The organism is Sphingomonas sp. PWP1-2 (assembly GCF_049898305.1).
In the GTDB taxonomy this organism is placed as follows: Bacteria; Pseudomonadota; Alphaproteobacteria; order Sphingomonadales; family Sphingomonadaceae; genus Sphingomonas; species Sphingomonas glacialis.
Genome location: NZ_JAFCXM010000002.1, coordinates 268,494 through 293,080 on the forward strand (window position 1 = coordinate 268,494; position 24,587 = coordinate 293,080).

General features: G+C 66.1%; 22 protein-coding genes. 14 read left to right on the plus strand and 8 right to left on the minus strand.

Going from position 1 to position 24,587, the window contains the following annotated elements:
- Positions 1–92: 92 nt before the first annotated feature.
- The gene (ettA, locus tag ACP7C5_RS06200; protein ID WP_140849044.1) at positions 93–1,772 is read left to right on the plus strand and encodes an energy-dependent translational throttle protein EttA; all 1,680 of its coding nucleotides are present in this window, start codon (positions 93–95) and stop codon (positions 1,770–1,772) included.
- Between the two features lie 24 nt (positions 1,773–1,796).
- On the opposite strand, the gene ACP7C5_RS06205 is transcribed toward ettA, so the two are convergent.
- From ACP7C5_RS06205 to ACP7C5_RS06230, 6 genes are all read right to left on the minus strand, one after another.
- Entirely contained in the window at positions 1,797–2,369 is a 573-nt protein-coding gene (locus ACP7C5_RS06205) for a Uma2 family endonuclease (RefSeq protein WP_426263562.1), read from the minus strand.
- Positions 2,370–2,436: 67 nt separating this feature from the next.
- Complete coding sequence (locus ACP7C5_RS06210) at positions 2,437–2,712, minus strand: acylphosphatase (RefSeq protein WP_426263563.1); 276 nt, start codon at positions 2,710–2,712, stop codon at positions 2,437–2,439.
- A gap of 128 nt (positions 2,713–2,840) precedes the next feature.
- Positions 2,841–3,221, minus strand: coding sequence for a DoxX family protein (locus tag ACP7C5_RS06215; protein WP_322163613.1), 381 nt, complete (start codon positions 3,219–3,221; stop codon positions 2,841–2,843).
- 55 nt (positions 3,222–3,276) lie between these two features.
- Positions 3,277–3,783: a transcription elongation factor GreB gene (gene greB, locus ACP7C5_RS06220; RefSeq protein ID WP_426263564.1), complete on the minus strand. Its 507-nt coding sequence runs from the start codon at positions 3,781–3,783 to the stop codon at positions 3,277–3,279.
- Complete coding sequence (locus ACP7C5_RS06225; RefSeq protein ID WP_426263565.1) at positions 3,780–4,535, minus strand: NYN domain-containing protein; 756 nt, start codon at positions 4,533–4,535, stop codon at positions 3,780–3,782. Before ACP7C5_RS06225 ends, greB begins: the two co-directional genes overlap by 4 nt.
- Positions 4,536–4,580: 45 nt before the next feature.
- Positions 4,581–6,572, minus strand: coding sequence for a lytic transglycosylase domain-containing protein (locus ACP7C5_RS06230; RefSeq protein ID WP_426263566.1), 1,992 nt, complete (start codon positions 6,570–6,572; stop codon positions 4,581–4,583).
- A gap of 86 nt (positions 6,573–6,658) precedes the next feature.
- Between ACP7C5_RS06230 and dapA the strand changes: the two genes are divergently transcribed.
- Both dapA and ACP7C5_RS06240 read left to right on the plus strand, forming a co-directional pair.
- Complete coding sequence (gene dapA, locus ACP7C5_RS06235; protein WP_426263567.1) at positions 6,659–7,537, plus strand: 4-hydroxy-tetrahydrodipicolinate synthase; 879 nt, start codon at positions 6,659–6,661, stop codon at positions 7,535–7,537.
- A 62-nt stretch (positions 7,538–7,599) separates the two neighbouring features.
- Positions 7,600–7,914, plus strand: a complete 315-nt coding sequence (locus ACP7C5_RS06240; RefSeq protein WP_322164199.1) for a GIY-YIG nuclease family protein — start codon at positions 7,600–7,602, stop codon at positions 7,912–7,914.
- Positions 7,915–7,990: 76 nt separating this feature from the next.
- On the opposite strand, the gene ACP7C5_RS06245 is transcribed toward ACP7C5_RS06240, so the two are convergent.
- Positions 7,991–8,407, minus strand: a complete 417-nt coding sequence (locus ACP7C5_RS06245) for an acyl-CoA thioesterase (RefSeq protein ID WP_426263568.1) — start codon at positions 8,405–8,407, stop codon at positions 7,991–7,993.
- Positions 8,408–8,560: 153 nt separating this feature from the next.
- Between ACP7C5_RS06245 and smpB the strand changes: the two genes are divergently transcribed.
- The 8 genes from smpB (at position 8,561) to ACP7C5_RS06285 (ending at position 18,026) form a co-directional block, all read left to right on the plus strand.
- Entirely contained in the window at positions 8,561–9,043 is a 483-nt protein-coding gene (gene smpB / locus ACP7C5_RS06250) for an SsrA-binding protein SmpB (protein WP_010186783.1), read from the plus strand.
- On the plus strand, positions 9,036–9,620 hold the full coding sequence (locus ACP7C5_RS06255) for a DUF2062 domain-containing protein (RefSeq protein ID WP_189674847.1): 585 nt from the start codon (positions 9,036–9,038) through the stop codon (positions 9,618–9,620). Before smpB ends, ACP7C5_RS06255 begins: the two co-directional genes overlap by 8 nt.
- A 58-nt stretch (positions 9,621–9,678) precedes the next feature.
- Positions 9,679–11,730 (plus strand): M13 family metallopeptidase, encoded by a 2,052-nt coding sequence (locus ACP7C5_RS06260; protein ID WP_426263569.1) that lies wholly within the window; start codon positions 9,679–9,681, stop codon positions 11,728–11,730.
- A 136-nt stretch (positions 11,731–11,866) separates the two neighbouring features.
- Positions 11,867–14,272, plus strand: a complete 2,406-nt coding sequence (locus ACP7C5_RS06265; RefSeq protein ID WP_426263570.1) for a response regulator — start codon at positions 11,867–11,869, stop codon at positions 14,270–14,272.
- A 37-nt stretch (positions 14,273–14,309) separates the two neighbouring features.
- Positions 14,310–14,675, plus strand: coding sequence for a response regulator (locus ACP7C5_RS06270; protein WP_189674844.1), 366 nt, complete (start codon positions 14,310–14,312; stop codon positions 14,673–14,675).
- A 94-nt stretch (positions 14,676–14,769) separates the two neighbouring features.
- Positions 14,770–15,780 carry an SDR family oxidoreductase gene (locus tag ACP7C5_RS06275; RefSeq protein ID WP_426263571.1) on the plus strand — a complete coding sequence of 337 codons (1,011 nt, stop codon included), beginning with the start codon at positions 14,770–14,772 and terminating at the stop codon, positions 15,778–15,780.
- A 134-nt stretch (positions 15,781–15,914) separates the two neighbouring features.
- Positions 15,915–17,024 carry a recombinase RecA gene (gene recA, locus ACP7C5_RS06280; RefSeq protein ID WP_426263572.1) on the plus strand — a complete coding sequence of 370 codons (1,110 nt, stop codon included), beginning with the start codon at positions 15,915–15,917 and terminating at the stop codon, positions 17,022–17,024.
- A gap of 369 nt (positions 17,025–17,393) precedes the next feature.
- Positions 17,394–18,026 carry a glutathione S-transferase family protein gene (locus tag ACP7C5_RS06285; protein ID WP_426263573.1) on the plus strand — a complete coding sequence of 211 codons (633 nt, stop codon included), beginning with the start codon at positions 17,394–17,396 and terminating at the stop codon, positions 18,024–18,026.
- Between the two features lie 137 nt (positions 18,027–18,163).
- On the opposite strand, the gene ACP7C5_RS06290 is transcribed toward ACP7C5_RS06285, so the two are convergent.
- Positions 18,164–19,471: a dicarboxylate/amino acid:cation symporter gene (locus ACP7C5_RS06290; protein WP_354285852.1), complete on the minus strand. Its 1,308-nt coding sequence runs from the start codon at positions 19,469–19,471 to the stop codon at positions 18,164–18,166.
- A gap of 133 nt (positions 19,472–19,604) precedes the next feature.
- Here ACP7C5_RS06290 and ACP7C5_RS06295 point away from each other — a divergent pair, with 133 nt between their 5' ends.
- The 3 genes from ACP7C5_RS06295 to alaS all read left to right on the plus strand — a co-directional run bounded on the left by ACP7C5_RS06295 (position 19,605) and on the right by alaS (position 24,578).
- Positions 19,605–20,891, plus strand: coding sequence for a M24 family metallopeptidase (locus ACP7C5_RS06295; RefSeq protein WP_426263574.1), 1,287 nt, complete (start codon positions 19,605–19,607; stop codon positions 20,889–20,891).
- 59 nt (positions 20,892–20,950) lie between these two features.
- On the plus strand, positions 20,951–21,727 hold the full coding sequence (locus ACP7C5_RS06300; protein ID WP_426263575.1) for a hypothetical protein: 777 nt from the start codon (positions 20,951–20,953) through the stop codon (positions 21,725–21,727).
- A gap of 172 nt (positions 21,728–21,899) precedes the next feature.
- On the plus strand, positions 21,900–24,578 hold the full coding sequence (gene alaS, locus ACP7C5_RS06305) for an alanine--tRNA ligase (protein WP_426263576.1): 2,679 nt from the start codon (positions 21,900–21,902) through the stop codon (positions 24,576–24,578).
- The last annotated feature ends 9 nt before the right edge of the window (positions 24,579–24,587 follow it).

Here is a 24,587-nt window from a genome sequence, read left to right on the forward strand (position 1 = left end):
CTACCGCACCCCGCCCACGTTGCCAACGCCCCCGCGCATCGCTATCTGCCACGCCAACAATCCACCATCTTTACCCCCGGAGTCCGCAGCCGATGGCCGTGCAGTACAGCTATGTGATGAAGGGCCTGACCAAGACCTTCCCCGGCGCCCCCAAGCCGGTGCTCAACAACATCTCGCTCCAGTTCCTGCCCGACGCGAAGATCGCGATCATCGGGCCGAACGGCTCGGGCAAGTCGACCCTGATGAAGATCATGGGCGGAATCGACCCCGAATTCACCGGCGAGGCGTGGGCCGCCGAGGGCATCAAGGTCGGCTATCTGCCGCAGGAGCCCAAGCTCGACGAGACCAAGGACGTGATCGGCAACGTCCGCGCGGGCGCGGGCCCGATCGGCGGGATGGTCGATCGCTATAACGAGATCGTCGCGATCATGGGCGATCCGCCCGAGGATTGCGATTTCGACGCATTGCTCGCCGAAATGGGCGACCTGCAGGAGAAGATCGACGCGGTCGACGGCTGGAGCCTCGACAACCAGCTCGAGATCGCGATGGAGGCACTGCGTTGCCCACCTGGCGACAGCCCCGTCACCAACCTCTCGGGCGGTGAGAAGCGTCGCGTCGCGTTGTGCAAGCTGCTGCTCGAAAAGCCCAACATCCTGCTGCTCGACGAGCCGACCAACCATCTCGACGCCGAAAGCGTCGCCTGGCTCGAGAACTACCTGCGCGACTATGTCGGCAACGTCATCCTCGTCACCCACGATCGCTACTTCCTCGATAACGTCGTCAACTGGGTGCTCGAGCTCGATCGCGGGCGCTATTACACGTATGAATCCAACTATTCGGGTTACCTCGAAAAGAAGGTCAAGCGGCTCGAGCAGGAGGATCGCGAGGAGCAGGGCAAGGCCAAGGCGATCTCCGACGAACTCGCCTGGATGCGCCAGACCCCCAAGGCACGCCAGACCAAGTCGAAGGCGCGTATCCGCGCGTTCGACGAGCTGATGGAGAAGCAGGAAAACCGCTCGGTCGGCAAGGCGCAGATCCTGATCCAGCTGCCCGAGCGGCTCGGCGGCAAGGTGATCGAGGCCAAGGGCCTGACCAAGGCCTACGGCGACAAGCTACTGTTCGACAATCTCGACTTCGTGCTCCCGCCAGGTGGCATCGTCGGCGTGATCGGGCCGAACGGCGCGGGCAAGTCGACCTTGTTCAAGCTGATCACCGGCCAGGAACAGCCCGATGGCGGCTCGATCGAAGTCGGCCAGACCGTCAAGCTCGGCTACGTCGACCAGTCGCGCGACGACCTGACGCCGTCGAACACGGTGTGGGAGGAAGTGTCCGACAAGCTCGAAGTGTTCCGCTTCGGCAAGCAGGAGCTCGGCACGCGCGCCTATGTCGGCGCGTTCAACTTCAAGGGCCAGGACCAGCAGAAGAAGGTCGGCCAGCTGTCGGGCGGCGAGCGCAACCGCGTCCATCTCGCCAAGATGCTCAAGGAGGGTGGCAACGTCCTCCTGCTCGACGAGCCGACCAACGATCTCGACGTCGAGACGCTGCGCGCGCTCGAGGAAGCGCTCGAGAGCTTCGCGGGTTGCGCCGTGGTCATCAGCCACGATCGCTTCTTCCTCGATCGCCTCGCGACGCACATCCTCGCGTTCGAGGGTGACAGCCATGTCGAATGGTTCGAGGGCAATTTCGAATCGTACGAGGAAGACAAGCGCCGTCGCCTCGGCGATGCGGCCGACCGCCCGACGCGGCTGGCCTACAAGAAGCTGACGCGCTGATCAGCGCGGTCGATGCGGCGGGCCCTAGAGGCTCGCCGTATCGACGCTCAAGCCCACGATCGTCGCCGCTGCGATGATATCGCCGAACGCGACCGCGCAGCGTTCTGCGCAGAGCTCGCCGATGGGCGACCACATCTGGTGGATCGTGCGCGCCTTGATATCGACCACCCAATATTCGGGCATCGCGGCGCGCGCATAGCTCGCGACCTTGCGGCGGATGTCGCTGCGCATCGTCGTGTCGGATACTTCGATGACGAGATGCACCGAATGCAGCGGGACGAAGCCTTCGCCGCGCGGCTCGCTCGTCAGCACGATGTCGGGCTCTGGCACGTCGTGCCCCGACAGCGCGATGCTCGCCTCGACCAGCGGGCGCAGCGGCGAGCCGATCGCCCGCAGCGCCGCGCGGATCGCATCATACAATTCGATCTTGGCGAGCGCGTGCGGTCGATGCTGTGCGTTCACGAAATACACCCCCCCGTCGATCAACTCGGTGCGAGTGTAGGGGGCGAATGCTCCTGCTTGGTGAAGCAGCAGATAATCCTCGGACCGCAGCCGGACCGGCAGCGGCGCGGTATTAAGGGGCGGCGCATCGCTCATGCGCCTAGAATAACACTGCTATAGGTTAAGCGCAGTTGCGAAATTGGCCCCGTTTCGGTGCAGTCCGCTAGGCGGTGAATCGCTTGGTAAAGCCCTTTGGCGCGCGCTCGTCGGCGGGAAGCGCCTCGACATGGTCGACGCGCGAATGTTCGGATCCCTGGCGGCACGCCTCGGCCATCGCGACGACCGCTTCATCCTCGCCGACGACGAGCAATTCGACTCGCCCGTCGTTCAAATTGCGGACCCAGCCGGTAAGGCCCAGCTCCTGCGCCTTCCGCACTGCCCAATCGCGATACCCCGTCCGCTGAACCTTCCCACTCACGAACACGCGTTGCATCGTCATTGTCTTATACTGCTCCCGACACGGCGCGCTGGAATGACGCGCGCCGGACCGGCGCTATAGCCGCGTCGATCGCGCAACGCACGACCATCGATCGCACGGCGCGCAATATTCGTCGCGTCGTCCACGCTTCACATCTTAGAGCGGCGCGCATCCAAGCTGATCGGGCCGGCTCCGGCCGCGGCGAGATACAGGAAGACGAAGCAATACAGCATCGCCGCTTCGCCACCGTTGGCGGCCGGAAAGACGCTCTTGGGGAAATGCGCGATGAAATAGGCGGCGGCCGACATGCCCGACAGCACGAACGCCACCGGCCGAGTGAACAGCCCGACCAGGATCAGCGCGCCCCCGCCGAGCTCGAGCACGCCGGCCACGGTCAGCAAGGGATTGAGCGGCATGGGGAAGGGCGGGATGCCGAAGAATTTGGAGCAGCCATGCTGGACGAAGCCGAGCCCGACGATGATCCGCAGCAGGCTGAGCAAGCGGGGCGACCAGAGAGGGGGGAGCGGCATCGGCAAGGGTCCTTTGATGGTCAGGACCCAACCGTGTGCGGCGCACCACCCAGCGTCAATCGCCGGGGATGAAACGCTCGGTTGCCGGGTAGGTGATCGCCACCACTTCATACGCGCGCTCGCCCGCCGGCAGCAGTACGCGCCGCAGATCGCCGACCGCCGCGCCACGGAGCGCCCGCGCGATCGGCGCGTTCCACCCGATCTTGCCCGCCGCGGCATCGGTCTCGTCGTCGCCGACCAGCGTCAGCACGCGCTCGACATCGTCGTCATCGGCGATCGTCACGGTCGCGCCGAACCAGATTCGCGCGCGATCGGGCTGCTGGGCGGGGTCGATCACCTTGGCGGCTTTCATCCGCCGCGCGAGGAAGCCGAGCCGCCGGTCGATCTCGCGCAGCCGCTTGCGGCCGTAGATATAGTCGCCATTCTCCGAGCGATCGCCATTGCCCGCCGCCCAGGAGATGACGTCGACAAGCTTGGGCCGCTCCTCGCCGAGCAACTGGCGATATTCGGCGCTGAGCACGGCGTAGCCGGCGGGGGTGATGTAATTGGGACGGTCGGTCATCGGGAAGGGTCTGTAAGCGGCGATCGGACTCGCTTGACCAACACGCTGCCGTTGCGCCGCTCAACGACAAATCCCGGGACTGTATCCATAAGGTCGGAAAGTCGCGAGAAACCATAGTTCCGCGCGTCGAAACTCGACCGGTTGCTGGCGCGCTGGCCAACCTCGCTGAGCGAGGCGAACCCCTGCGCGTCGCGTTTGGAGGCTTGATATGCGTCGATCAGCAGCCGTGCGAGGCCCGTGTCGATCGCGGACTTGCCTTCCTTGGGCAGGATCGCCGGCGGGAGCGGCATCGGCATCTCGGCGGCGGTCTTCTCTAGCGTCTCGACATCGATGAAGCGGTTGCACGCTTGCCGAAAGCCCTCCGGCGTGTTGGCGCGACCGAAGCCGTAGACCTGCAGCCCCTGCTGACGGATGCGTGTCACCAACGGCATGAAATCGCTGTCGGACGACATGATGCCGAACCCCGTGACGCGCCCCGTCAACAGCAGGTCCATCGCATCGATCGTCATCTTCATGTCGGTCGCGTTCTTGCCTCTGGTCAGGTCGAATTGCTGTTGCGGATCGAGTGCATAGCGCAGCGCGACCTCGCTCCAACCCTTGAGCGCGACCTTGCTCCAATTGCCGTAGATCCGCCGGATGTTGACTGTGCCAAGATCTGCGAGCGCGGTCAGGACCGGGTCTATCGCGGTGTGGCTGGCGTTGTCAGCATCAATCAGCAGCGCAACGTTGCCGGTGGGAATAAGGTCATTCATCGCACTATTCTAGACGCTTGCGATCGGCTGGGCCAGCCTGCGCGCTCAGCCTGGAATGCGCTTGCCGAGATACCAGCTGATCCGGTTCGACCCCGACGAGCGCGAGCGCGTGGGGTTCATCAGATCGTACACCACGGCATTCTCGAGCACGCGCTGGACGTAGTTGCGCGTCTCGTAGATCGGGATCGCCTCGATCCAGTCGAGCATGTCGACGCCGCCGCTGCGCGGGTCGCCATTTGCGCGGAGCCATTTATTCACGTTGCCCGGGCCGGCATTGTACGCCGCCACCGCGAGCGGATAGCTGCCGTAAATGTCGTAGATGTGCCGGAAATAGGTCGATCCGACCATGATGTTATAGTCGGTATCGGTCGTCAGCGCCGCGGCATTGTATGCCAGGCCGAGCTTGCCAGCCTGGTCGCGCGCGGTGCCGGGCATCAGCTGCATCAGCCCGCGCGCGCCGGCATGGCTGATCGCGGCGCGGTCGAACTGGCTTTCCTGGCGCGCGATCGCATGGATCATCGTCCAGTCGTCCTGGCTCGCCACCGGCACGCGGACATTGGGGAAGCCGACGGTCGAATATTCGCTGAGCCCGTTCTGCAGCGCGCTGCGCCCGACCATCACGCCGAGATCGGGCCGCCCGAGCGTGCGCGACAATTCGGTCGAGAGGACATGGTCGCTGTCGCTCTTGGCATCGAGCGCGATCTGGCGGACGAACGCGGTCTGGTCCTCCCAATTGCCGACCGTGCCGAGATATTGCGCCGCGCGCACCGTTTCGCGCGCGTAGAACGCCGCGCGCGTCGCTGGATCGACCGGGCGCAGCACCGGATCGCCCGGCGCGACGAGCGGCTGGCCGATCCGCTCGGCCGCAAGCTGGCCGTAGAACAGATCGCGGAACGCCGCGGCGCGCGCGTAATAGCCGTTGGCCTCGTCGCGACGCCCGGCGGCCTCGGCGGCGCGGCCGGCCCAATACAGGCCCTTCGATTGCGTCGTCGGGGTCTTGGAGGCGGCGGCGTAACTGACGAACAGCGGCACGGCATCCGCCGGGCGGGCGAGCTGCTTCAGCGCGGTGCGGCCCGCGAGCCAGGCGAGGCTCGTATAGTCGTCGCGCTCGCCATAGGGCCGCGTGCTGACGTCGGTGCCGATGGGATAGGCATCGCCGAGCTTGCGCGCGATGTCATAGGCGAGCGAATTCTGCCCGTCGTTGGCGGCGGCGCGCGCATTGGTCAGCAGCACTTCGAACCATTGCTCGGCGCTCCCCGGCACGACCGCGAGCGCGGGGCGCTGTGCAAGCGAATTGCGCGCGCTGGCCGAGGCGCCGGTGTTGCGATACCAGCTCGCCCGGTCGGCGATCCAGCCGGGATCGGTCGCGCCATAGGCCTGCGTCGCGATCAGCCGGTCGCCCGCATCGGGCGCGCTGGTGCGGAAGGCGAGCCGCGCGGCGAAGACGCTCTGCCGCGCCGGGCTGGTCAGCATCAGCTGGCGCTGCGCCGACGCGGTCGCGCCCTGCCACAGCAGCATGTCCATCCGCGCATCGTGATCGGCAAGCGACAGGGCGCCGGGGAAGGTCGCGAGGATCTTGCTCTCGTCGGTGCTCGACAGCGTTCCCGAGACCCAGGCGGCGCGCGCCGCGCTCGCGGCTTCGCTCTGTTGCCCCGACGCGGCGAGCGCCTCGGCAAAGCGCGTCTTCCCCGCGCCGGTCAGCGCGGGGAAGCGCCGGAAGAACGCGACCACGGTCGACGGCGACCAGCCGCCAGAATCGAGCGCCTTCTCCGCCATCCGCCGCATCGCGGTCTCGCCGGGCCAGCCGGGGTGCGCAAGCAGGAAGCGGGCGTAGCTGTCGAAGCTGTAGCTCGACGATTGCTGAAGCGATTTCCACTCGGCGATCGACGCGGCGAGCGCGCTGTTGGTGGCGGTCGTGCCGGTCAGCACCTGCGTCGCGCGACCCCAGCCGAGCTGATCCTGCGCGTCGCCAGAGGTAACGGCGAGGGTCGAAATTCCCGCGAGCAGAACACCGGATTTGAAGAGCCATGCAATCATGTGGACAGACTATGCCTCCGGTCCGTATTTGTCCCGCGCATTACACCTCAAATGCGACGAAATTCGGTTCGCAGGAGCAATTCGCTATGTTTTCGGGATCGATCCCGGCGTTGGTCACGCCGTTCGCCGCTGACGGCAGTTTCGACGAGCGCGCCTATCGCGATTTCATCGAGTGGCAGATCGCCGAGGGCTCGGCCGGGCTGGTGCCGTGCGGCACGACGGGCGAGGCAGCGACGCTGACCGCCGAGGAGCATTTCGCGATCGTCGCGGTCTGCGTCGACCAAGCGCGCGGCCGCGTGCCGGTGTTGGCGGGCGCGGGGTCGAACGACACGCGCGTCGCGATCCACAACATCAAGGCCGCCAAGGCGGCAGGTGCCGACGCGGCGCTGATGGTCCCGCCCTATTACAACCGGCCCAATCAGGAGGGCATCTTCCGGCATTTCGAAGCGGTGGCGGGGTCGTGCCACCTGCCGATCGTGCTGTACAACGTGCCGGGCCGCACCGTGACCGACATCGCGGTCGAGACCGTCGCGCGGATTGCGCACGCCATACCGAGCGTGATCGGCATCAAGGATGCGACGGGCGTGATCCAGCGCGTGTCGGCACAGCGCGCGGCGTGCCCCGAGGGGTTCGAGCAGCTGTCGGGCAATGACGACATGGCGCTCGCGTTCAACGCGACCGGCGGGATCGGGTGCATCTCGGTAACGGCAAACGTCGCGCCGCGGTTGTGCGCGGCGTTCCAGGCGGCGTGTGGGGCAGGGGACTATACGCTCGCGCTCGAACTGCACGACCGGCTGTTCGCGTTGCACGTGTCGCTGTTCACCGATGCCTCGCCAGGGCCGGTGAAATATGCGGTGAACAAGGTCCGCCCGGATTTCCCGACGGCGCTGCGCCTGCCGATGACTTGGCCGAGCGAAGCGAGCCAGCGTGTGGTCGATGCAGGGTTGGCTGCGGCCGGGATCTAACGCCTCACACGATTGTCACCCCGGCCTTGTGCCGGGGTCCACCGTGCGGCAACGTTCACCGCATGACGATCGAGCGAACCCCGTGCGTCTATATTCTGGCGTCCCGGTATAACGGGTCGGTCTATGTCGGCGTGACGTCGAATCTAATTGGTCGCGTGCTCCAACATCGCTCCGGTACTTTCGACGGGCACACGAAGAGGTATGGGATACTCCGGCTCGTGTACTTTGAGGTCGCGGGAACGATGGAATCCGCGATCATGCGCGAGAAACAACTCAAGCGCTATCGCCGAGATTGGAAGCGGAACCTCATCGAATCTGAGAACCCTGCTTGGAACGATCTCGCGGTTGGCTTCGGTCTCGATCCACTACCGGCATGACGCCCGGCCCGGTGGACCCCGGCACAAGGCCGGGGTGACGGTGGGGGGTGTGGGCTCGAGCTCTTACGAAAAAGCCTCAATCATTGGCGAAGAACCGGTCGATCACGCCCTGCGCCAGCCTTGCCGGGCGCATCGTCTCGACGTTGAGGCAGCACCAGCTCGACTTGACTTCGGCGAGCACGTCCTCGCCGCGCTTGATCACCGTCTCGTAGAAAGCGCGCGCGCCCTGCACCTTTTCGAGCAGCACGGTCGCGATCACCTCGTCGTCGAGGAAGGTCGGCTTGCGATAGGTGATCTCGTGCTTGAGCGCGACCCAGGCGTGCGTCGCCACCGCCTCGCTCGGCGCGAAGCGCTGCCAGTGGCTGACCACCGCGTCCTGCACCCATTTGAGATACGAGGCATTGTTGACGTGCCCCATGAAATCAATGTCGGCAGCGTCGATAGCGATCGGGAAGCTGTGGGTCGCGAATTTGGGAGCGGCGAAATCGGACATGGTGGAACTCTACACTGGATCGGGCAATCACGCGAGCGGCCATTGCACCCTAACCTTAAGATAGGGTCTTCGCGCGCGCTTTGCTTGCGCGCGTCGGCTAAATTGTACGCATGGCTTTTGTTTCGTCGCGGCAACGCCTACATCGCGGCTCCCATGGCACGTCCGAAACCCCCGCTCTTCGAAAAGACCAAGATCGTCGCCGAGAACCGGCGCGCACGGTACGATTATTACATCGAGACGGTGTACGAAGCGGGAATCGCGCTGACGGGTACCGAGGTGAAGTCGCTGCGCTCCGGCACTGGCTCGATCGCCGAGAGCTATGCCGAAGTGAAGGACGGCGAGGTCTGGCTGATCAATTCGAACGTGCCCGAATTCAGCCACGGCAACCGCTACAATCACGAGCCCAAGCGCGTACGCAAGCTTCTCCTCAAGGAGCGCGAGATCAACAAGATGCACGGCGCGGTCAACCGCGAGGGCATGACGCTCGTGCCGCTGATGGTCTATTTCAACTCGAAGGGCCGCGCCAAGATCGAGCTCGCGCTCGCCAAGGGCAAGAAGGATCACGACAAGCGCGACTCGATCAAAGAGCGCGACTGGAAGCGTGAGCAGGGCCGGATCATGCGCGACCGTGGCTGATCGCGTGGCGCGTGGCGGACCCGTTGCCCGTGCGACGGGCTGGGCGCGCCGTCATGTGCCGACGCGCGACAGTATCGAGGCGAATCGCTTTCTCCGCCCCGTCTCGCACCGCATCCTCGCACCGTCGCTGTGGCGCTTCACGCGCCGCTCGGTGCCGCGCGGCGTCGCGCTCGGGCTGTTCACCGGCATCCTCTTTCCCCTGGCGCACATGCCGCTCGCCGCGCTGACCGCGCTGCCGGTGCGCGCGAACGTGCCAGTGGCGGTCGGCACGACGCTGCTCCACAATCCGCTGACCACCGTCCCGCTGTTCTGGAGCGCGTACGAGATCGGCCATTGGGTGCTGCGGCTCGACCGCGATGTTCCCGGCGCGCCAATAGCGAGCAACGTCGCGGCGAATGCGAGCTGGCTGCACTGGCTGGTGTCGCATGGCGGCCCCGCGACCATCGTCGGGCTGGTGATCCTGGCGATCGGGCTCTCGGTCGCGGGTTACGGCGTAACGAGCCTCGTCTGGCGGCTGCGGATCGCACGGAAATGGCGCGCGCGCGCGCATCGCGGCGGGGCGACAAGAACGATTTGACTGGCCGTGTCATAGCGGTACAACACGCGGCAATACTGTTCAGGAAGGATACATTTGTATGCGGTTTTCGCTCCTAACACTCTCGCTGCTGGCATCGGCCGCTGCGGGGGGCGTAACCTACGCCCAGACGAGCAAGCCCAAGCCCGTCGTTGCGACGAGCGCAAGCACCGGCGCCGAGATCGGTAGCTTCGGCATCGATACCGCTGGCATGGATAGCGCAGTGAAGCCCGGCGACGATTTCGCCAAATATGCCGGCGGCGCGTGGGAAGCCAAGACGCAGATCCCCGACGACAAGGCGACCTACGGGATGTTCAACGCGCTGGCCGATCGCTCGCTCGAGCGGACGCGCATCATCCTCGACAAGGCGACGCAGACGCCGGGCAACAAGATCGGCGATTTCTACGCGAGCTTCATGGATGAAGCCGCGGTCAACGCGAAGGGCATCGCGCCGATCCAGCCCTGGATCGGCGAGATCAAGGCCGCCAAGGACAAGGCCGCACTTGCGACCGAGATGGCCAAGCTCCAGCAGCGTGGCGTTGGCGGCTTGTTCGGCGTCGGCGTCGGGCAGGACGACAAGGCTCCCGAGAACTATATCGTCCATGTCTATCAGGGCGGCCTCGGTCTCCCCGACCGCGATTATTATCTCAAGGACGACCCCAAGCTCGCCGACACGCGCACCAAATATCAAGCGTATCAGGCAACGATGCTCGGCCTTGCCGGGCAGGACAATGCCGCACAGCGCGCCGCCGCCGTGTTCGCGTTCGAGAAGACGCTCGCCGAGGCGCATTGGGACCGCGTCAAGTCGCGCAACGCCGACCTGACGTACAACAAATATCTCCCCGCCGACTTCGACGGCAAGGCCGCGGGCTTCCCGTGGGCGGCCTATTTCCAGGCGGCCGGGGCTGCGGGCCAGGCGAACTATATCGTCGGGATGCCGAGCGCGATCGCGGGTGAAGCCAAGGCGTTCGCCGATGCCCCCGTGCAGGTCGTCCAGGACTTCCTGATCCTGCGCACGATGCGCTCGTATGCGGGCTATCTGTCCAAGCCGATCAACGATGCCAATTTTGCGTTTTACGGCACCGTGCTGAGCGGCGCGCCGCAGCAGCCGGTGCGCTGGAAGCGCGGCGTCTCGACCGTGTCGGGCGCGCTCGGCGAAGAGATCGGCCAGCAATATGTCGCGGCCTATTTCCCGCCGGCATCGAAGGCGTCCGCCGATCAGCTCGTCAAGAACATCATCTCGGCGATGGGCACGCGGATCGACAAGCTGACTTGGATGGCGCCCGAGACCAAGGTCAAGGCGCACGCCAAGCTCGCCGCTTTCACCCCCAAAATCGGCTATCCGACCAAGTGGCGCGATTACACCGCGGTGCAGGTCAAGCGTGACGATCTCGTCGGCAACGTCGCCGCAGCGAACCAGTTCGAGTATCAGCGCGACCTGCACAAGCTCGGCCAGCCGATCGACCGCACCGAATGGGGCATGACCCCGATGACGGTGAACGCCTATGCCAACCCGCCGATGAACGAGATCGTCTTCCCGGCGGCGATCCTCCAGCCGCCGTTCTTCGACGCGAAGGCCGATCCCGCGGTCAACTATGGCGGCATCGGTGTCGTTATCGGCCACGAGCTCAGCCATCACTTCGACGATCAGGGCCGCAAGTTCGATCCGACCGGCGCCTTGAAGGAATGGTGGACGCCGCAGGACGTCGCACGCTTCACCGCGATGACCGACCAGCTGGTCAAGCAGTATGACGCGTACGAGCCGCTCCCCGGCCAGCACATCCGCGGCGGGCTGACGCTCGGCGAGAACATGGCCGATCTCGCTGGCCTCGCGCTTGCGTACGACGCCTATCATCGCTCGCTCGGCGGCAAGCCCGCGCCGGTGATCGACGGGCTGACCGGCGACCAGCGTTTCTACCTCGGCTATGCGCAGGTCTGGCGGATCAAGTTCCGCGAGCCCGCGCTGCGCTCGCAGTTGCTGAGCGATCCGCATTCGCCGGGTCCGTTCCGCACGATGGAAGTGCGCAACGTCGACGCCTGGTACGCCGCATTCGGGGTAAAGCCCGGCGACAAGATGTACCTCGCGCCTGCCGAGCGCGTGAAGGTCTGGTAAAATGCCTGGAGGCCCCGGCGCAGCGCGCTGGGGCCTCCTTTTCCGTCTGCGAGCGCGGCGCGCCTCGTGACCGATCCGCGGCGCCGCGCCGCTTAAGCCCTTGACGTCAGCCGTGTAGCGCTCACAGCATGACGCGATGGTCCCGCTACCTGCGCCCCCCCACGTCACCGCCACACGCAGCGCCGCTCTGATTGCGCTCGGCTGCGGTCTGGCGGCCGCCTTGGTCATCCTCGGCATTCTCCACAGCCTTGTGATCGCTGCGGCTTTCCTCGCGGCGGCGCTCGTCGTGACAGGCGGGTTGATCGCAGCGCGCCGGCTGTTCCCGGCAACGGCCAGCACCGCGATCGAACCCGATTGGAGCGTCGCGCGCGCGCTCGCGGCAAGCAGCCCCGACGCGATCGCGGTGACCGACCGCGCTGGGCGGCTCGTCTGTGCGAACGACCGCTACGAAGCGCTGTTCGGCGGTTTTCCGACACCGCCCGGCCTGCCGCTCGACGCGGGCGGGGTCGATCGGCTCGGCAGCGCCGGGCGCGCGGCGTGGCGCGATGGCGCGGCGAGCGTCGATCGCCTGGTCGTCAAGGGCGCGGCGCTCTCGGCCGATGTCACGCGCGTCGGCGAGGACGAGAATCTGCTCGTCTGGCGCTTCTTCGCCTCGCAAGGGCTCGATCTCGCCAAGACGATGGAAAACCTCATCGCCGGTGCGACGGGCGACCGGCTCGGCAGCGCCGGGATCATGGCCGCGCTGATCAACCCCGACGGCCGGATCCGCGCCGCCAACCGCGTGCTGCGTTCGCGCGCGATGGGGCAGGAGGACGGCGCGATCATCGGGCGCGATTTCGCGCGTTTCCTCATCACCGACGCGCAAGGCATGGCGCGCTTCGAGCGCGAGGGGCTGACGCGCAATCCGTTGCGGGTGCTGCAGATCCCGTTCCTCGATGGCGAAGACGCGCCGATGCTCGTCGCGCTGATCGACGAGGAGGAGGGGCACGCCGCGATCGGCGAGAGCGCGAGCGCGCATATCCGCAGCCTCGTGTCGCTGATGCCGTTCGGCGTCGCGCTGATCGGCGGCGATGGCCGCTTCCTGCAGATGAACGACGCCTTCGCGCGCGCCGCCGCGGTCGATCCGGCGAGCCCGCCCATCTATCCGGGCGATCTGCTCGTGCGCGAGGACAAGGGCGTCGTCGCCGACGCGATCCGCCGCTTCGCCGGCGGCGCCACGCATTCGACCGATCTCGCGGTGCGCTTGAAGGACCACCCCGACGAGCCCGTCGCGCTGTCGATCGCGGGCGCGCGGGGGCTGGGCGATTCGGCGGTGCTGCTCAGCCTCAAGGACAATAGCGAGGAAACGCGGCTCAAGCGCGAGGTCGCGCAAGCAACCAAGATGCAGGCGGTGGGGCAGCTCGCCGGCGGCGTCGCGCACGATTTCAACAATATCCTCACCGCGATCATCGGGCATTGCGACCTGATGCTGATGCGCCATTCGCCCGGCGACAGCGATTATGACGACATCCAGCAGATCCGCGCCAATTCGAACCGCGCAGCGAGCCTGACGCGGCAATTGCTCGCCTTCTCGCGCCAGCAGACGCTGCGCCCGCAAGTGCTGCAGCTGCCCGATGTCATTTCCGAAGTCTCGACGCTGCTTAAGCGGCTGCTCGGCGAGACCGTCACGCTGACGGTGAAGCACGGCCGCAACCTCTCGCCGGTGCGCGCCGATCCGGGTCAGCTCGAACAGGTCGTCGTCAACCTCGCGGTCAATGCGCGCGACGCGATGATCGCCAAGGATCCGCGCGGCGTCGGCACGCTGACGATCCAGACCTACGCGGTCACCGCGGCGCAAGTGCGCAAGCTCGGCTCGGACATTCTGCCTGCGGCGGACTATGTCGTGCTCGAAGTGGCCGACACCGGCGGCGGGATCCCGCCCGATATCCTGCCCAAGATCTTCGAGCCGTTCTTCACCACCAAGGAAGTGGGGAAGGGCACCGGGCTCGGGCTGTCGACCGTCTACGGTATCGTCAAGCAGTCGGGTGGCTGGATCTTCGCCGATACCGTCAAGAGCGGGCCGAAGGGCACGTCGGGCGCAGTCTTCACGATCTATCTGCCGGTCCACACCGCGGGCGCGCTGGTCGACGCGACGCCGGCCAAGCCGCTCCCGCGCGAAAAGCCCGCCGATCTGTGGGGCAGCGGCACGATTCTGCTGGTCGAGGACGAGGACATGGTCCGCGCCGTCGCCGAACGCGCGCTCGCGCGGCAGGGCTATACCGTGCTCACCGCCGAGCATGGCGAGGCGGCGCTCGAGCTGCTGGCCCGCTGCGATCGCCCCGATCTGCTCATCTCCGACGTCATGATGCCGTTGATGGACGGACCGACGCTCGTCCGCCAGGTGCGCGCGCGCTATCCCGACCTGCCGATCCTGTTCATGTCGGGCTATGCCGAGGAAACGATCCGCAAGTCGATCGATCTCGACAATGTTGCCTTCCTTGCAAAGCCCTTCTCGGTCCAGGAGCTCGCCGAGGCGACGCGCGACGTGCTTCGTGCGAAATGACTTGGCGGACGGCGTTCGAGGACGCTAAAGGCACACAATGAGCGCCCAGAGTATCCTGATCGTCGAAGACGAGCCCCTTATTGCCATGATGATCGAGGATTTCCTCGATGTGCTTGGTAAATCCGTCGCGGGCTCGGCCGATACCGTGGAGGGCGCGGTCGCGATCATCGCGGATGGCGGTGTCGATGCGGCGATCCTCGATGTCAATCTGCGCGGCGGCGAGAAGAGCTTTCCGATCGCCGAAGTGCTTGCGCAAAAGGGTATCCCGTTCGTCTTCGCCACCGGCGGATCGCACGATACCGTCGCCGAGCAGTTCCGCGACCGCCCGACCTTGCCCAAGCCGTTCACGATGGACGGCGTGTCGAAGGCGCTCGATGCGTTGGGTACCGCCAGCGCGGCTTGATTGAGATTAGCCGAATAAACCCGGCTTGTTTGTGAACCGCGTGCAGACGCCATGAGTTACCCGCTCGACCTTTGATAGCGAGCGAGATCGACCCATGAGCAGCAACGATGAATTCTCCGTTTCCCGCCGGGCCGTCGTGGGCGGTGCTGCGCTCGGCGTCGCGACCGCTGCGACCGGCTCGGCCTTTGCCAAGACGTCAGGAACGCCCGCCGGGGCAGCGCCCATGGCGGGGCTCAAGGATCCGCGGAGCGGGCCTAAGCCGCCGTTCGAAAAGCAGGCGCAGCCATGGCCCGGCCTGTCGTCGAAGATGACCCCCAAGCCCGACAATGGCGAGCAGAGCTATCGCGGCTCGGGTCGTCTGCTCGGCCGCAAGGCGCTCATCACCGGCGGTGATTCGGGCATGGGTGCGGCAGCTGCGATCGCCTATGCGCGCGAAGGCGCCGACGTCGCGATCAACTATCTCCCCGCCGAGGAGGAGGATGCGCGCGCCGTGGTCGCGTTGATCCGCGAGGCGGGCCGCAAGGCGGTCGCCATCCCCGGCGATCTGCGCAGCGAGGCCTTCTGCCAGAAGCTGGTCGAGACCGCGGTCAAGGAGCTTGGCGGGCTCGACATCCTCGTCAGCAACGCGGCGCGCCAGCAGACCCGCGCCTCGATCCTCGACGTGTCGAGCGAGGATTTCGACGCGACGATGAAGACCAACATCTATGCGCCGTTCTGGATCATCAAGGCCGCGCTGCCGCATCTCAAGCCCGGCTCGGCGATCATCGGCACGACCTCCGAACAGGCGACCGACCCTTCGAAGGACCTTTACGACTATGCGATGACCAAGGCCGCGACGACCAACTACGTTCGCAGCCTGGCGAAGCAGCTCGCCCCGCGCGGCATCCGCGTCAACGGCGTCGCGCCGGGGCCGATCTGGACGCCGCTCCAGGTGTCGGGCGGCGCGACGATGGAGAAGCTCGAGAGCTTCGGCAGCATGACGCCGCTTGGCCGACCCGGCCAGCCCGCCGAGCTCGCCGGAATCTACGTCCTGCTCGCCGAAAACGGCGCCAGCTACACCACCGGCCACGTCTATGGCGCGGCGGGCGGCGGCGGAATGCCATAACCTGCGGTGTTAACCTGTCCTACGACCCTCGGAAAAGCACCGTCGTTCCACACTTGTTCTCACAGAACAAATGCGATACACCGCTGTCACGCATTGAACGCATGAGGCGTTCGGTCTAGCGACGGGAGCTACCAATGGCGGTATCTTTGAAGGTCATCGACAGCAAAATGGCAGCATCCACGGACAAGGCCGCCGAAAAGGCCAAGGACGAACGCGCAAAGGCGCTCGAAGCCGCGCTCGCGCAAATCGATCGCGCGTTCGGCAAGGGCTCGGCGATGAAGCTCGGCTCGAAGCAGACGATGCAGGTCGAGGTGATCTCGACCGGCTCGCTCGGGCTCGACATCGCGCTCGGCGTCGGCGGCTTGCCGCGTGGGCGCGTGATCGAGATTTACGGTCCCGAATCGTCGGGCAAGACGACGCTCGCGCTCCACGTGATCGCCGAAGCGCAGAAGACCGGCGGCACCGCGGCGTTCGTCGACGCCGAGCACGCGCTCGACCCAGTCTATGCCAAGAAGCTCGGCGTCAACATCGACGAGCTGATCGTCTCGCAGCCCGACACGGGCGAGCAGGCGCTCGAGATCGTCGACACGCTCGTTCGCTCGAACGCGATCGACGTGCTTGTCGTCGATTCGGTCGCGGCCTTGGTGCCGCGCGCCGAAATCGAGGGCGAGATGGGCGACAGCCATGTCGGCCTGCAGGCGCGCTTGATGTCGCAGAGCTTGCGCAAGCTGACGGGCTCGATCAGCCGTTCGCGCTGCATGGTGATCTTCATCAACCAGCTGCGCATGAAGATCGGCGTGATGTACGGCAACCCCGAGACGACGACCGGCGGCAACGCGCTCAAGTTCTACGCCTCGGTCCGCCTCGACATCCGCCGCACTGGGCAGATTAAGGATCGCGACGAGATCATCGGCAACACGACGCGCGTGAAGGTCGTCAAGAACAAGGTCGCGCCGCCGTTTAAGCAGGTCGAATTCGACATCATGTACGGGCAGGGCGTGTCGAAGATCGGTGAGATCCTCGATCTCGGCGTCAAGGCCGGGCTGGTCGAGAAGTCGGGCGCGTGGTTCTCCTACGACAGCGTCCGCATCGGCCAGGGCCGCGAGAATTCGAAGACGTTCCTCAAGGACCATCCCGAAATGTCCGACCGACTCGAAGCCTCGATCCGCGCGCGCACCGACAAGGTCGCCGAGGAAATGATGGTCGGCGGCGAGCCCGACGACGGGGACGAGCCCGAGATGTGAGCTCCGCTTCGGGCCGCTTGGTCCGGGGCAGGGAGCGGCGGCAGGGCTCGGCCGCGTTCTTTCTACAGGCGGCACAGGTACGCCGTCGTAAAACCGCGAAGGCCCGCCAGCATCGGCGGGCCTTTGCTATGGCGGGCTCGTCAAACGGTAGGCGCTTCACAGGATCAGGCGCCGATCGAAAACTACGCTATCGTCACCCCGGCCTTGTGCCGGGGCCCACCCCTCTGCCCGAGCAGCGTCCGATGTCGGACCGCCCCATGACGGTCGGGTCGTCGCGACGAGGTAGGCACCACGATGCTGCGACTTTAGTGCGACGTTCCGCGTTGCGCGTTACGATCGGTTGATCCTGTCCACCACCGGAGCGCGCGCATGACTCTCATCGTCCACCATCTCAACAACTCGCGCTCGCAACGCATCCTGTGGATGCTCGAGGAGCTCGGGCTGCCCTATGAGATTAAGCGCTACCAACGCGGCGCCAAGACGATGCTCGCCCCGGCCGAGCTGAAGCGCGTCCATCCGCTCGGCAAGTCGCCGATCCTCGAGGACACCGCCGCCGGGCAGACGCTGGTCGAGACCGGCGCGATCATCGACTATCTGGTCGAATATGCCGACGGCAAGCTCGGCCCGCCCGCGCACCGCGACGATGTGCTGCGCTATCGCCAGTTCCTGCATTATGCTGAGGGGTCGGTGATGCCGCCGTTGCTTTTGCTGCTCGTGCTCAACCGCATCCCGGTGATCGGCGCAACCGCCGCGAAGCGTGTCCAGCCGATGATCGACGTTCATCTCGATTACGTCGAATCCGAACTCGCCAAGCGGCCGTGGTTCGCGGGTGACCAGCTGACCGGCGCCGACATCATGATGAGCTTCCCGCTCGAAGCCGCAAAGAGCCGCGCCGGGCTCGACGACAGCCGCCCAGCGACGATCGCCTGGCTCGACAAGATCCACGCGCGCCCGGCCTATCAGGCAGCGCTCGAAAAGGGCGGGCCGTATGCCTACGCGTGAAGGAGCGGGCCACCCCCGTCACTCTGGGCTCGTCCCGGGGTCCGCCGTGATCGCGCTCCTGCCGTCGTAGCACGCGCGGCACGGTAGACCCCGCCACAAGGCCGGGGTGACCGCAGGAACGAATGGTGCGGTAAGCGCTAAGCCCGATGCGGCGCGTGCGGCGGTTCGATCTCCGCCGCCTGCGGCTCGCCGAGCGCGCCCTCCCACTTTGCCACCACCGTCGTTGCCACCGCATTGCCGACGACATTGGTCGCCGAGCGGCCCATGTCGAGGAACTGGTCGACCGGCAGGATCAGCAGCAACCCCGCCTCGGGGATCCCGAACTGCCCCATCACCGCCGCGATCACGACGAGCGACGCGCGCGGCACGCCGGCGATCCCCTTCGAAGTGATCATCAGCACGAGCAGCATCACGATCTGCGTGCCGAGCGGCAGATCGATCCCGTAGACCCGCGCGATGAACAGCGTCGCGAACGTCATGTACATCATCGACCCGTCGAGGTTGAACGAATACCCCAGCGGCAGGACGAAGCTCGAGATCCGCCGCGGCACGCCGAAGCGGTCGAGCGCCTCGAGCGTGCGCGGATACGCCGCCTCGGACGACGCGGTCGAAAACGCCAGCAGGATCGGCTCGCGGATATAGCGCGCGAGACCGAAGGCGCGCGGCCCGATGAACACGAACGCCGCGCCGAACAGCAGCAGCCACAGTGTCGCCAGCCCCAGATAGAAGCCCCCGACGAACAGCCCGAGCGACCACAAGATCCCGAGCCCATTCACCGTGATCGTCGCAGTGATCGCCGCGAACACCGCAATCGGCGCGCAGCGCATCACGTAATCGGTGATCTGCAGCATCATCGCGGCGAGCGCTTCGGCGCCGCGCACGATCGGTTCGCCCTTCTCGCCGATCGCGGTCAGCGCGACGCCGGCGAATACCGAGAACAAAACGATCTGGATGATCTCGTTGGTCGCCATCGCCTCGACGATCGACGAGGGGACGATATGCGTGATGAAGTTCGTAAGGTTGAACGCCTTCTCGTCGAGCCCGACCGAGGCGGCGGGCGGCGGCAGCTTGAAGCCGAAGCCCGTTCCCGGCGCGACCAGGTCGATCACCGCCTCGATCCCGTGGAACAGCAAAAGCCCCAGCGAGAGCGAGACGAGCGAGGCGGTGACGAACCACGCCATCGTACGGCCCCCGACGCGGCCGAGCGCGGCGATGTCGCCCATATGCGCGATCCCGACGACGAGCGTCGAGAAGACCAAAGGCGCGATGATCATCTTGATGAGCCGCAGGAAGATCGTCGTGACGATCGAGAAGCCCGCACCGATGTCCTTTAGCCGCGCGGTCGCTTCCGGCGTGCCGTCGGCGATCTGGAAATGGATCGCCCAGCCGACGATCAACCCGAGCACCAGCCCGATCAGGATATAGCTAGTCAGCCGTTTCGCCACGTGTCGCCCCAATGTCGTCTTTCACGGTCATCAAGGGGAGAATGCGCGCCCGGTCAAGCGCGCACCGCCACGCAAGGCGTTGCGAGCCGCTGGCAGGGCTGGCAGACACGTGCCCGAATTGGGGAGTGCGAGCATGGCCGATCAGAACCGAACCGCGTCGACTTCAGGCAGCCTGATCACCCGTCGCGCGCTCGTCGGCGCCGCCGCGGCGCTCCCCATTCTGCCGGCGGCCGTCGTCCGCGCGGCTGCGCCCGACCTTTCGGGCCTGCGCTCGCTGACCACCGCCACCACGCCGATCGGACCGGCCGAACGCCGCGCCCGGATCGAGCGTGCGCAAGCCCTGATGCGCGCCACCGGCATCGGCGCGGTGCTGATCGAATCGGGCTCGAGCCTCGTCTATTTCACCGGCGTCACCTGGCACCGCAGCGAACGCCTCACCGCGGCGATCCTGCCGGTCGAGGGCGAGCCGTGCATCGTCACGCCGTTCTTCGAGGAGCCCTCGGTCCGCCAGACGCTCGGCGTCCCCGCAGAAGTGCGTGTCTGGCAGGAGGACGAGGATCCCGCCAAACTCGTCGCCGGTTTCCTGCGCGACCGTAAGCTTAGCGGCCGGCCGATCGGGATCGAGGAGACGGTGCGTTATTTCGCGGTCGACGGCCTCGCGCATGCGCTTCCCGCTGCGACGATCGTGAGCGCCAATCCGGTCGTGCGCGGCGTGCGGATGCGCAAGACCGCCGCCGAGATCGCGCTGATGCAGGCGGCGACCGACGTCACCATCGCCGCCTATCGCTGGACCTGGCCGCGCGTCGAAAAGGGCATGAAGCCCGCCGACGTGGCCGCGCTGATGAACGCTGCGACGGTGCAGCTCGGCGGCGACCCCGAATTCGCGCTCGTCCTGATCGGCCCCGCCGCCGCCTTCCCGCACGGCAGCCGCGACCCGCAGATCGTCGCCGACGGGCAGGTCGTGCTGATGGACTGCGGCTGCGCGGTGCAGGGCTACCAATCCGACGTCTCGCGCACCTTCGTCTACGGCGCGGCGAGCAAGGAGCAGCGCACGGTGTGGGAGCAGGTCCGCACCGGCCAGGCGAATGCCTTCGCCGCGGCGCAGCTCGGCACACCGGCGGGCGCGGTCGACGATGCGGTCCGCGCCTATTACACCGCGCTCGGCTACGGCCCGCGCTACGCGCTCCCCGGCCTGTCGCACCGTACCGGCCACGGGATCGGGCTCGATGGGCACGAGCCCGTGAATCTCGTCCATGGCGAGACGACCAAGCTCGCCGAGGGGATGTGCTTCTCCGACGAGCCGGGCCTGTATCTGCCGGGCAAGTTCGGCGTGCGGCTCGAGGATTGCTTCCACATGACCGCGGCCGGCCCGAAATGGTTCAGCGTCCCGCCGACCTCACTCGACGCACCGCTCGGGTGACACGGACTTCGACTGTGGAACGCTAGATACAAGGAGTTCCATCGCGCGCGTCTTCGGCTATGTTGATTACAATGCCTCTCGATCTAACCGACACCGAATTCGAGAATGATCTCGATGTCCTGCTGCGTTTCCAGGATGTCCTACTTAAGGCGGCAGAGGGTGCACGCGACGACGAACTGAACCACGAATTTCAGTTACTGCGTAGGCTGTTGCTAGCAGACCCAACCTATAAAGAGGCCGTACCGCCTTTCGTCCGCCGTCATCGTGATTTGGGGAGCCTATGGCCTGCCTTCAAAAGTTTTGACCCCCAGTGGGCACCAAGGCGCGTCGAGGTACGGAAACAATTCGAACCTGCGCTAGAGATCGCCGAGCGAACCGAATTGTTCGTGGCCAACGATCCGGTGGCGTCTGGCTATGACTACACGGCGTGGACTGGCGCATCGACACCTGCTGAGCGGATGAGGGCCGTCAAAACTCTTATTCCGGTCACTTTGCTTTCGATCGAACAACTGCTCGCTTCGCTGGAAGCGCCAAATCACAATGGCGCACCCCCACTCGACGGAACAAACGAGGCTATTGAACAACTTCGTGCACTGCATACCGCGCTAGGCGCGCTGCTCGCCGCGGCCGATGACGGCAAGCTATTTGAAAACGTTAATGAAGGGCTCGCTACGGAGGCGGCACGCTACGCCAAGCGTGCGGCGAAGGCGCTGCGTGATGACCCCATTCCATACGCCTTCTCCGCAATGATTCTCGCCGTGATTTCTGCGTGTGGCATCGGCGGCAGTATTAGTGGTTGGCTCGCTGGGATAGCGATCAACATGAGACGGAAATGAGGAACGGAAACAGCGGCGGTTCGAATGATTGCGAGCGTGGGGGAAATGTAAGTGATTTTCGCCGCCGGACACCGGAAATCGGGATCGTCGGGATCATCACCGTTGCAACAGCGCGCCAAGACCAACCGAGCCCCGCTTGAGCTAAGCCGCGCGCTCGCCTAAGCCACCGCGCATGACCCAGCCTTCGCTCTCGATCCCGGTTTCCACCAACGACATCCGGCGCAGCTTTCTCGACTATTTCGCGGCCAACGGCCACGCCAAGGTCGCCTCCGCGCCGCTCGTGCCGCAGAACGATCCGACGCTGATGTTCGTCAATGCCGGGATGGTGCCGTTCAAGAACGTCTTCACCGGGCTCGAATCGCGCGCTTACGTCACCGCGACCTCGTCGCAGAAGTGCGTGCGCGCCGGCGGCAAGCATAACGACCTCGACAATGTCGGCTACACCGCGCGGCACCACACCTTCTTCGAGATGCTCGGCAATTTCTCGTTCGGCGATTATTTCAAGGAGCGCGCGATCACGCTCGCGTGGAATTTGCTGACCAGGGAATGGGGGATCGATCCCAACCGGCTGACCGTCACCGTCTATCATACCGACGACGAGGCGTTCGACCTGTGGCGCCGCATCGCCGGACTCCCCGAAGAGCGCATCATCCGCATCGCGACCAACGACAATTTCTGGTCGATGGGCGACACGGGCCCATGCGGTCCGTGCTCGGAAATCTTCTTCGACCATGGCGATCACATCCCCGGTGGTCCTCCCGGCAGCCCCGATGAGGATGGCGATCGCTTCGTCGAGATCTGGAACCTCGTCTTCATGCAGTTCGAGCAATCGGCCGACGGCACGCGAACCGAGCTGCCCAAGCCGTCGATCGACACCGGCATGGGGCTCGAGCGCGTTGCCGCGGTGCTGCAGGGCGTCCACGACAATTATGACACCGATACCTTCAAGGCGCTGATCGCCGCCTCGGTCGCGCAGTCGGGCGCCGCGTTGACGCCAAGCACGCAGGCGAGCCACCGCGTCATCGCCGATCACCTCCGCTCGTCGGGCTTCCTCGTCGCCGATGGCGTGCTGCCGTCGAACGAGGGCCGCGGCTACGTGCTGCGCCGGATCATGCGCCGCGCGATGCGCCACGCGCATTTGCTCGGCGCGAACGAGCCGTTGATGCACCGGCTCGTGCCTGCGCTCGTCGCGGAAATGGGCGCGGCATACCCGGAACTCGTCCGCGCACAGGCGTCGATCGAATCGACGCTGCTGCAGGAGGAAACGCAGTTCCGCCGCACGCTGGTTAACGGCCTGCGGCTGCTCGACGAAGCGACTGCGAGCATGGAGCCAGGCGCGACGCTGCCCGGCGAGACCGCGTTCAAGCTCTACGACACGTTCGGCTTCCCCTACGATCTGACCGAGGACGCTCTCCGCGCACAGGGCTTCGGCATCGACCGCGCGGGCTTCGACACCGCGATGGCCGAGCAGAAGCGCGCCGCGCGCGCCGCCTGGAAGGGCTCGGGCCAGCGCGCTTCCGATGACGTGTGGTTCGACATCGCCGAGGCGACCGGCAGCACCGAATTCATCGGCTACACCGCCGAGGAAGGCGAGGGCCAGGTCGTCGCGATCGTCAAGGACGGCGCGCGCGTCGAGCGCGCCGTTGCGGGAGAGAGCGTCGAGATCCTGTTCAACCAGACGCCGTTCTACGCCGAGAGCGGCGGTCAGGTTGGCGACACCGGCACGCTCACCGCGCCGGGCGTGGTGGGCCAGGTCGAGGATATGCGGAAGTATCTCGGTCGCCTGTTCGCGCACGCCACCACGATCACCGAGGGCGAGATCGCGGTCGGTGATGCGCTCCATTTGACGATCGACCGCGCGCGCCGCGACCGCATCCGCGCCAACCACAGCGCGACGCATCTGCTGCACGAGGCGCTGCGCCAGCGGCTCGGCCTGCATGTCGCGCAGAAAGGGAGCCTCGTCGCGCCCGAACGCCTGCGCTTCGATTTCTCGCAGCCAAGCGCGATCGATCCGGCGGCGCTCGCTTTGGTCGAGGCCGATGTGAACCACCACATCCGCGGCAACTCGCCCGTCGCGACGCGGCTGATGACGCCCGACGAAGCGATCGAGGAAGGCGCGATGGCGCTGTTCGGCGAAAAGTATGGCGACGAAGTCCGCGTCGTGTCGATGGGGACCGCCAAGGAGGACGGGGTCGACAAGACCTACTCGCTCGAGCTGTGCGGCGGCACGCACGTCCGCGCGCTCGGCGATATCGGCCTGTTCGCGGTGGTCGGCGAAGGCGCCGTGTCCTCGGGGATCCGCCGCGTCGAGGCACTCACTGGCGAAGCCGCGCGGGCCTATTTCACCGGCCGCGATGAAAAGCTCCGCGAAGCCGCGACCGCGCTCAAATCGTCGCCCGATGAAGTGCCGGCGCGCGTCGCCGCTTTGGTCGAAGATCGCCGTCGCCTCGAGCGCGAACTCGCCGAGGCCAAGAAGGCGCTCGCGCTCGGCGGGGGGGCAGGGGCGGCGCCCGCTGGTCCCGAGATGATCGGCGACGTCGCGTTCCTCGGGCAAGTGGTCGAGGGGCTCGATCCCAAGGGCTTGCGCGGCACGGTCGACGACATGAAACAACGCCTCGGCTCGGGCGTCGCGATGATCGTCGCGGTCAATGACGGTCGCGCTTCGGTCGCGGTCGGCGTGACCGCCGATCTGGTGGGCACGCGCAGTGCGGTCGATCTGCTCAAGATCGCCGTCGCCACGCTCGGCGGTCAGGGCGGCGGCGGTCGCCCGGACATGGCGCAAGGCGGCGGCCCCGATGGCGCCAAGGGTGGCGAGGCGGTCGACGCGGTCAAGGCGGCGCTGGCGGCGTAACGCCAGCCG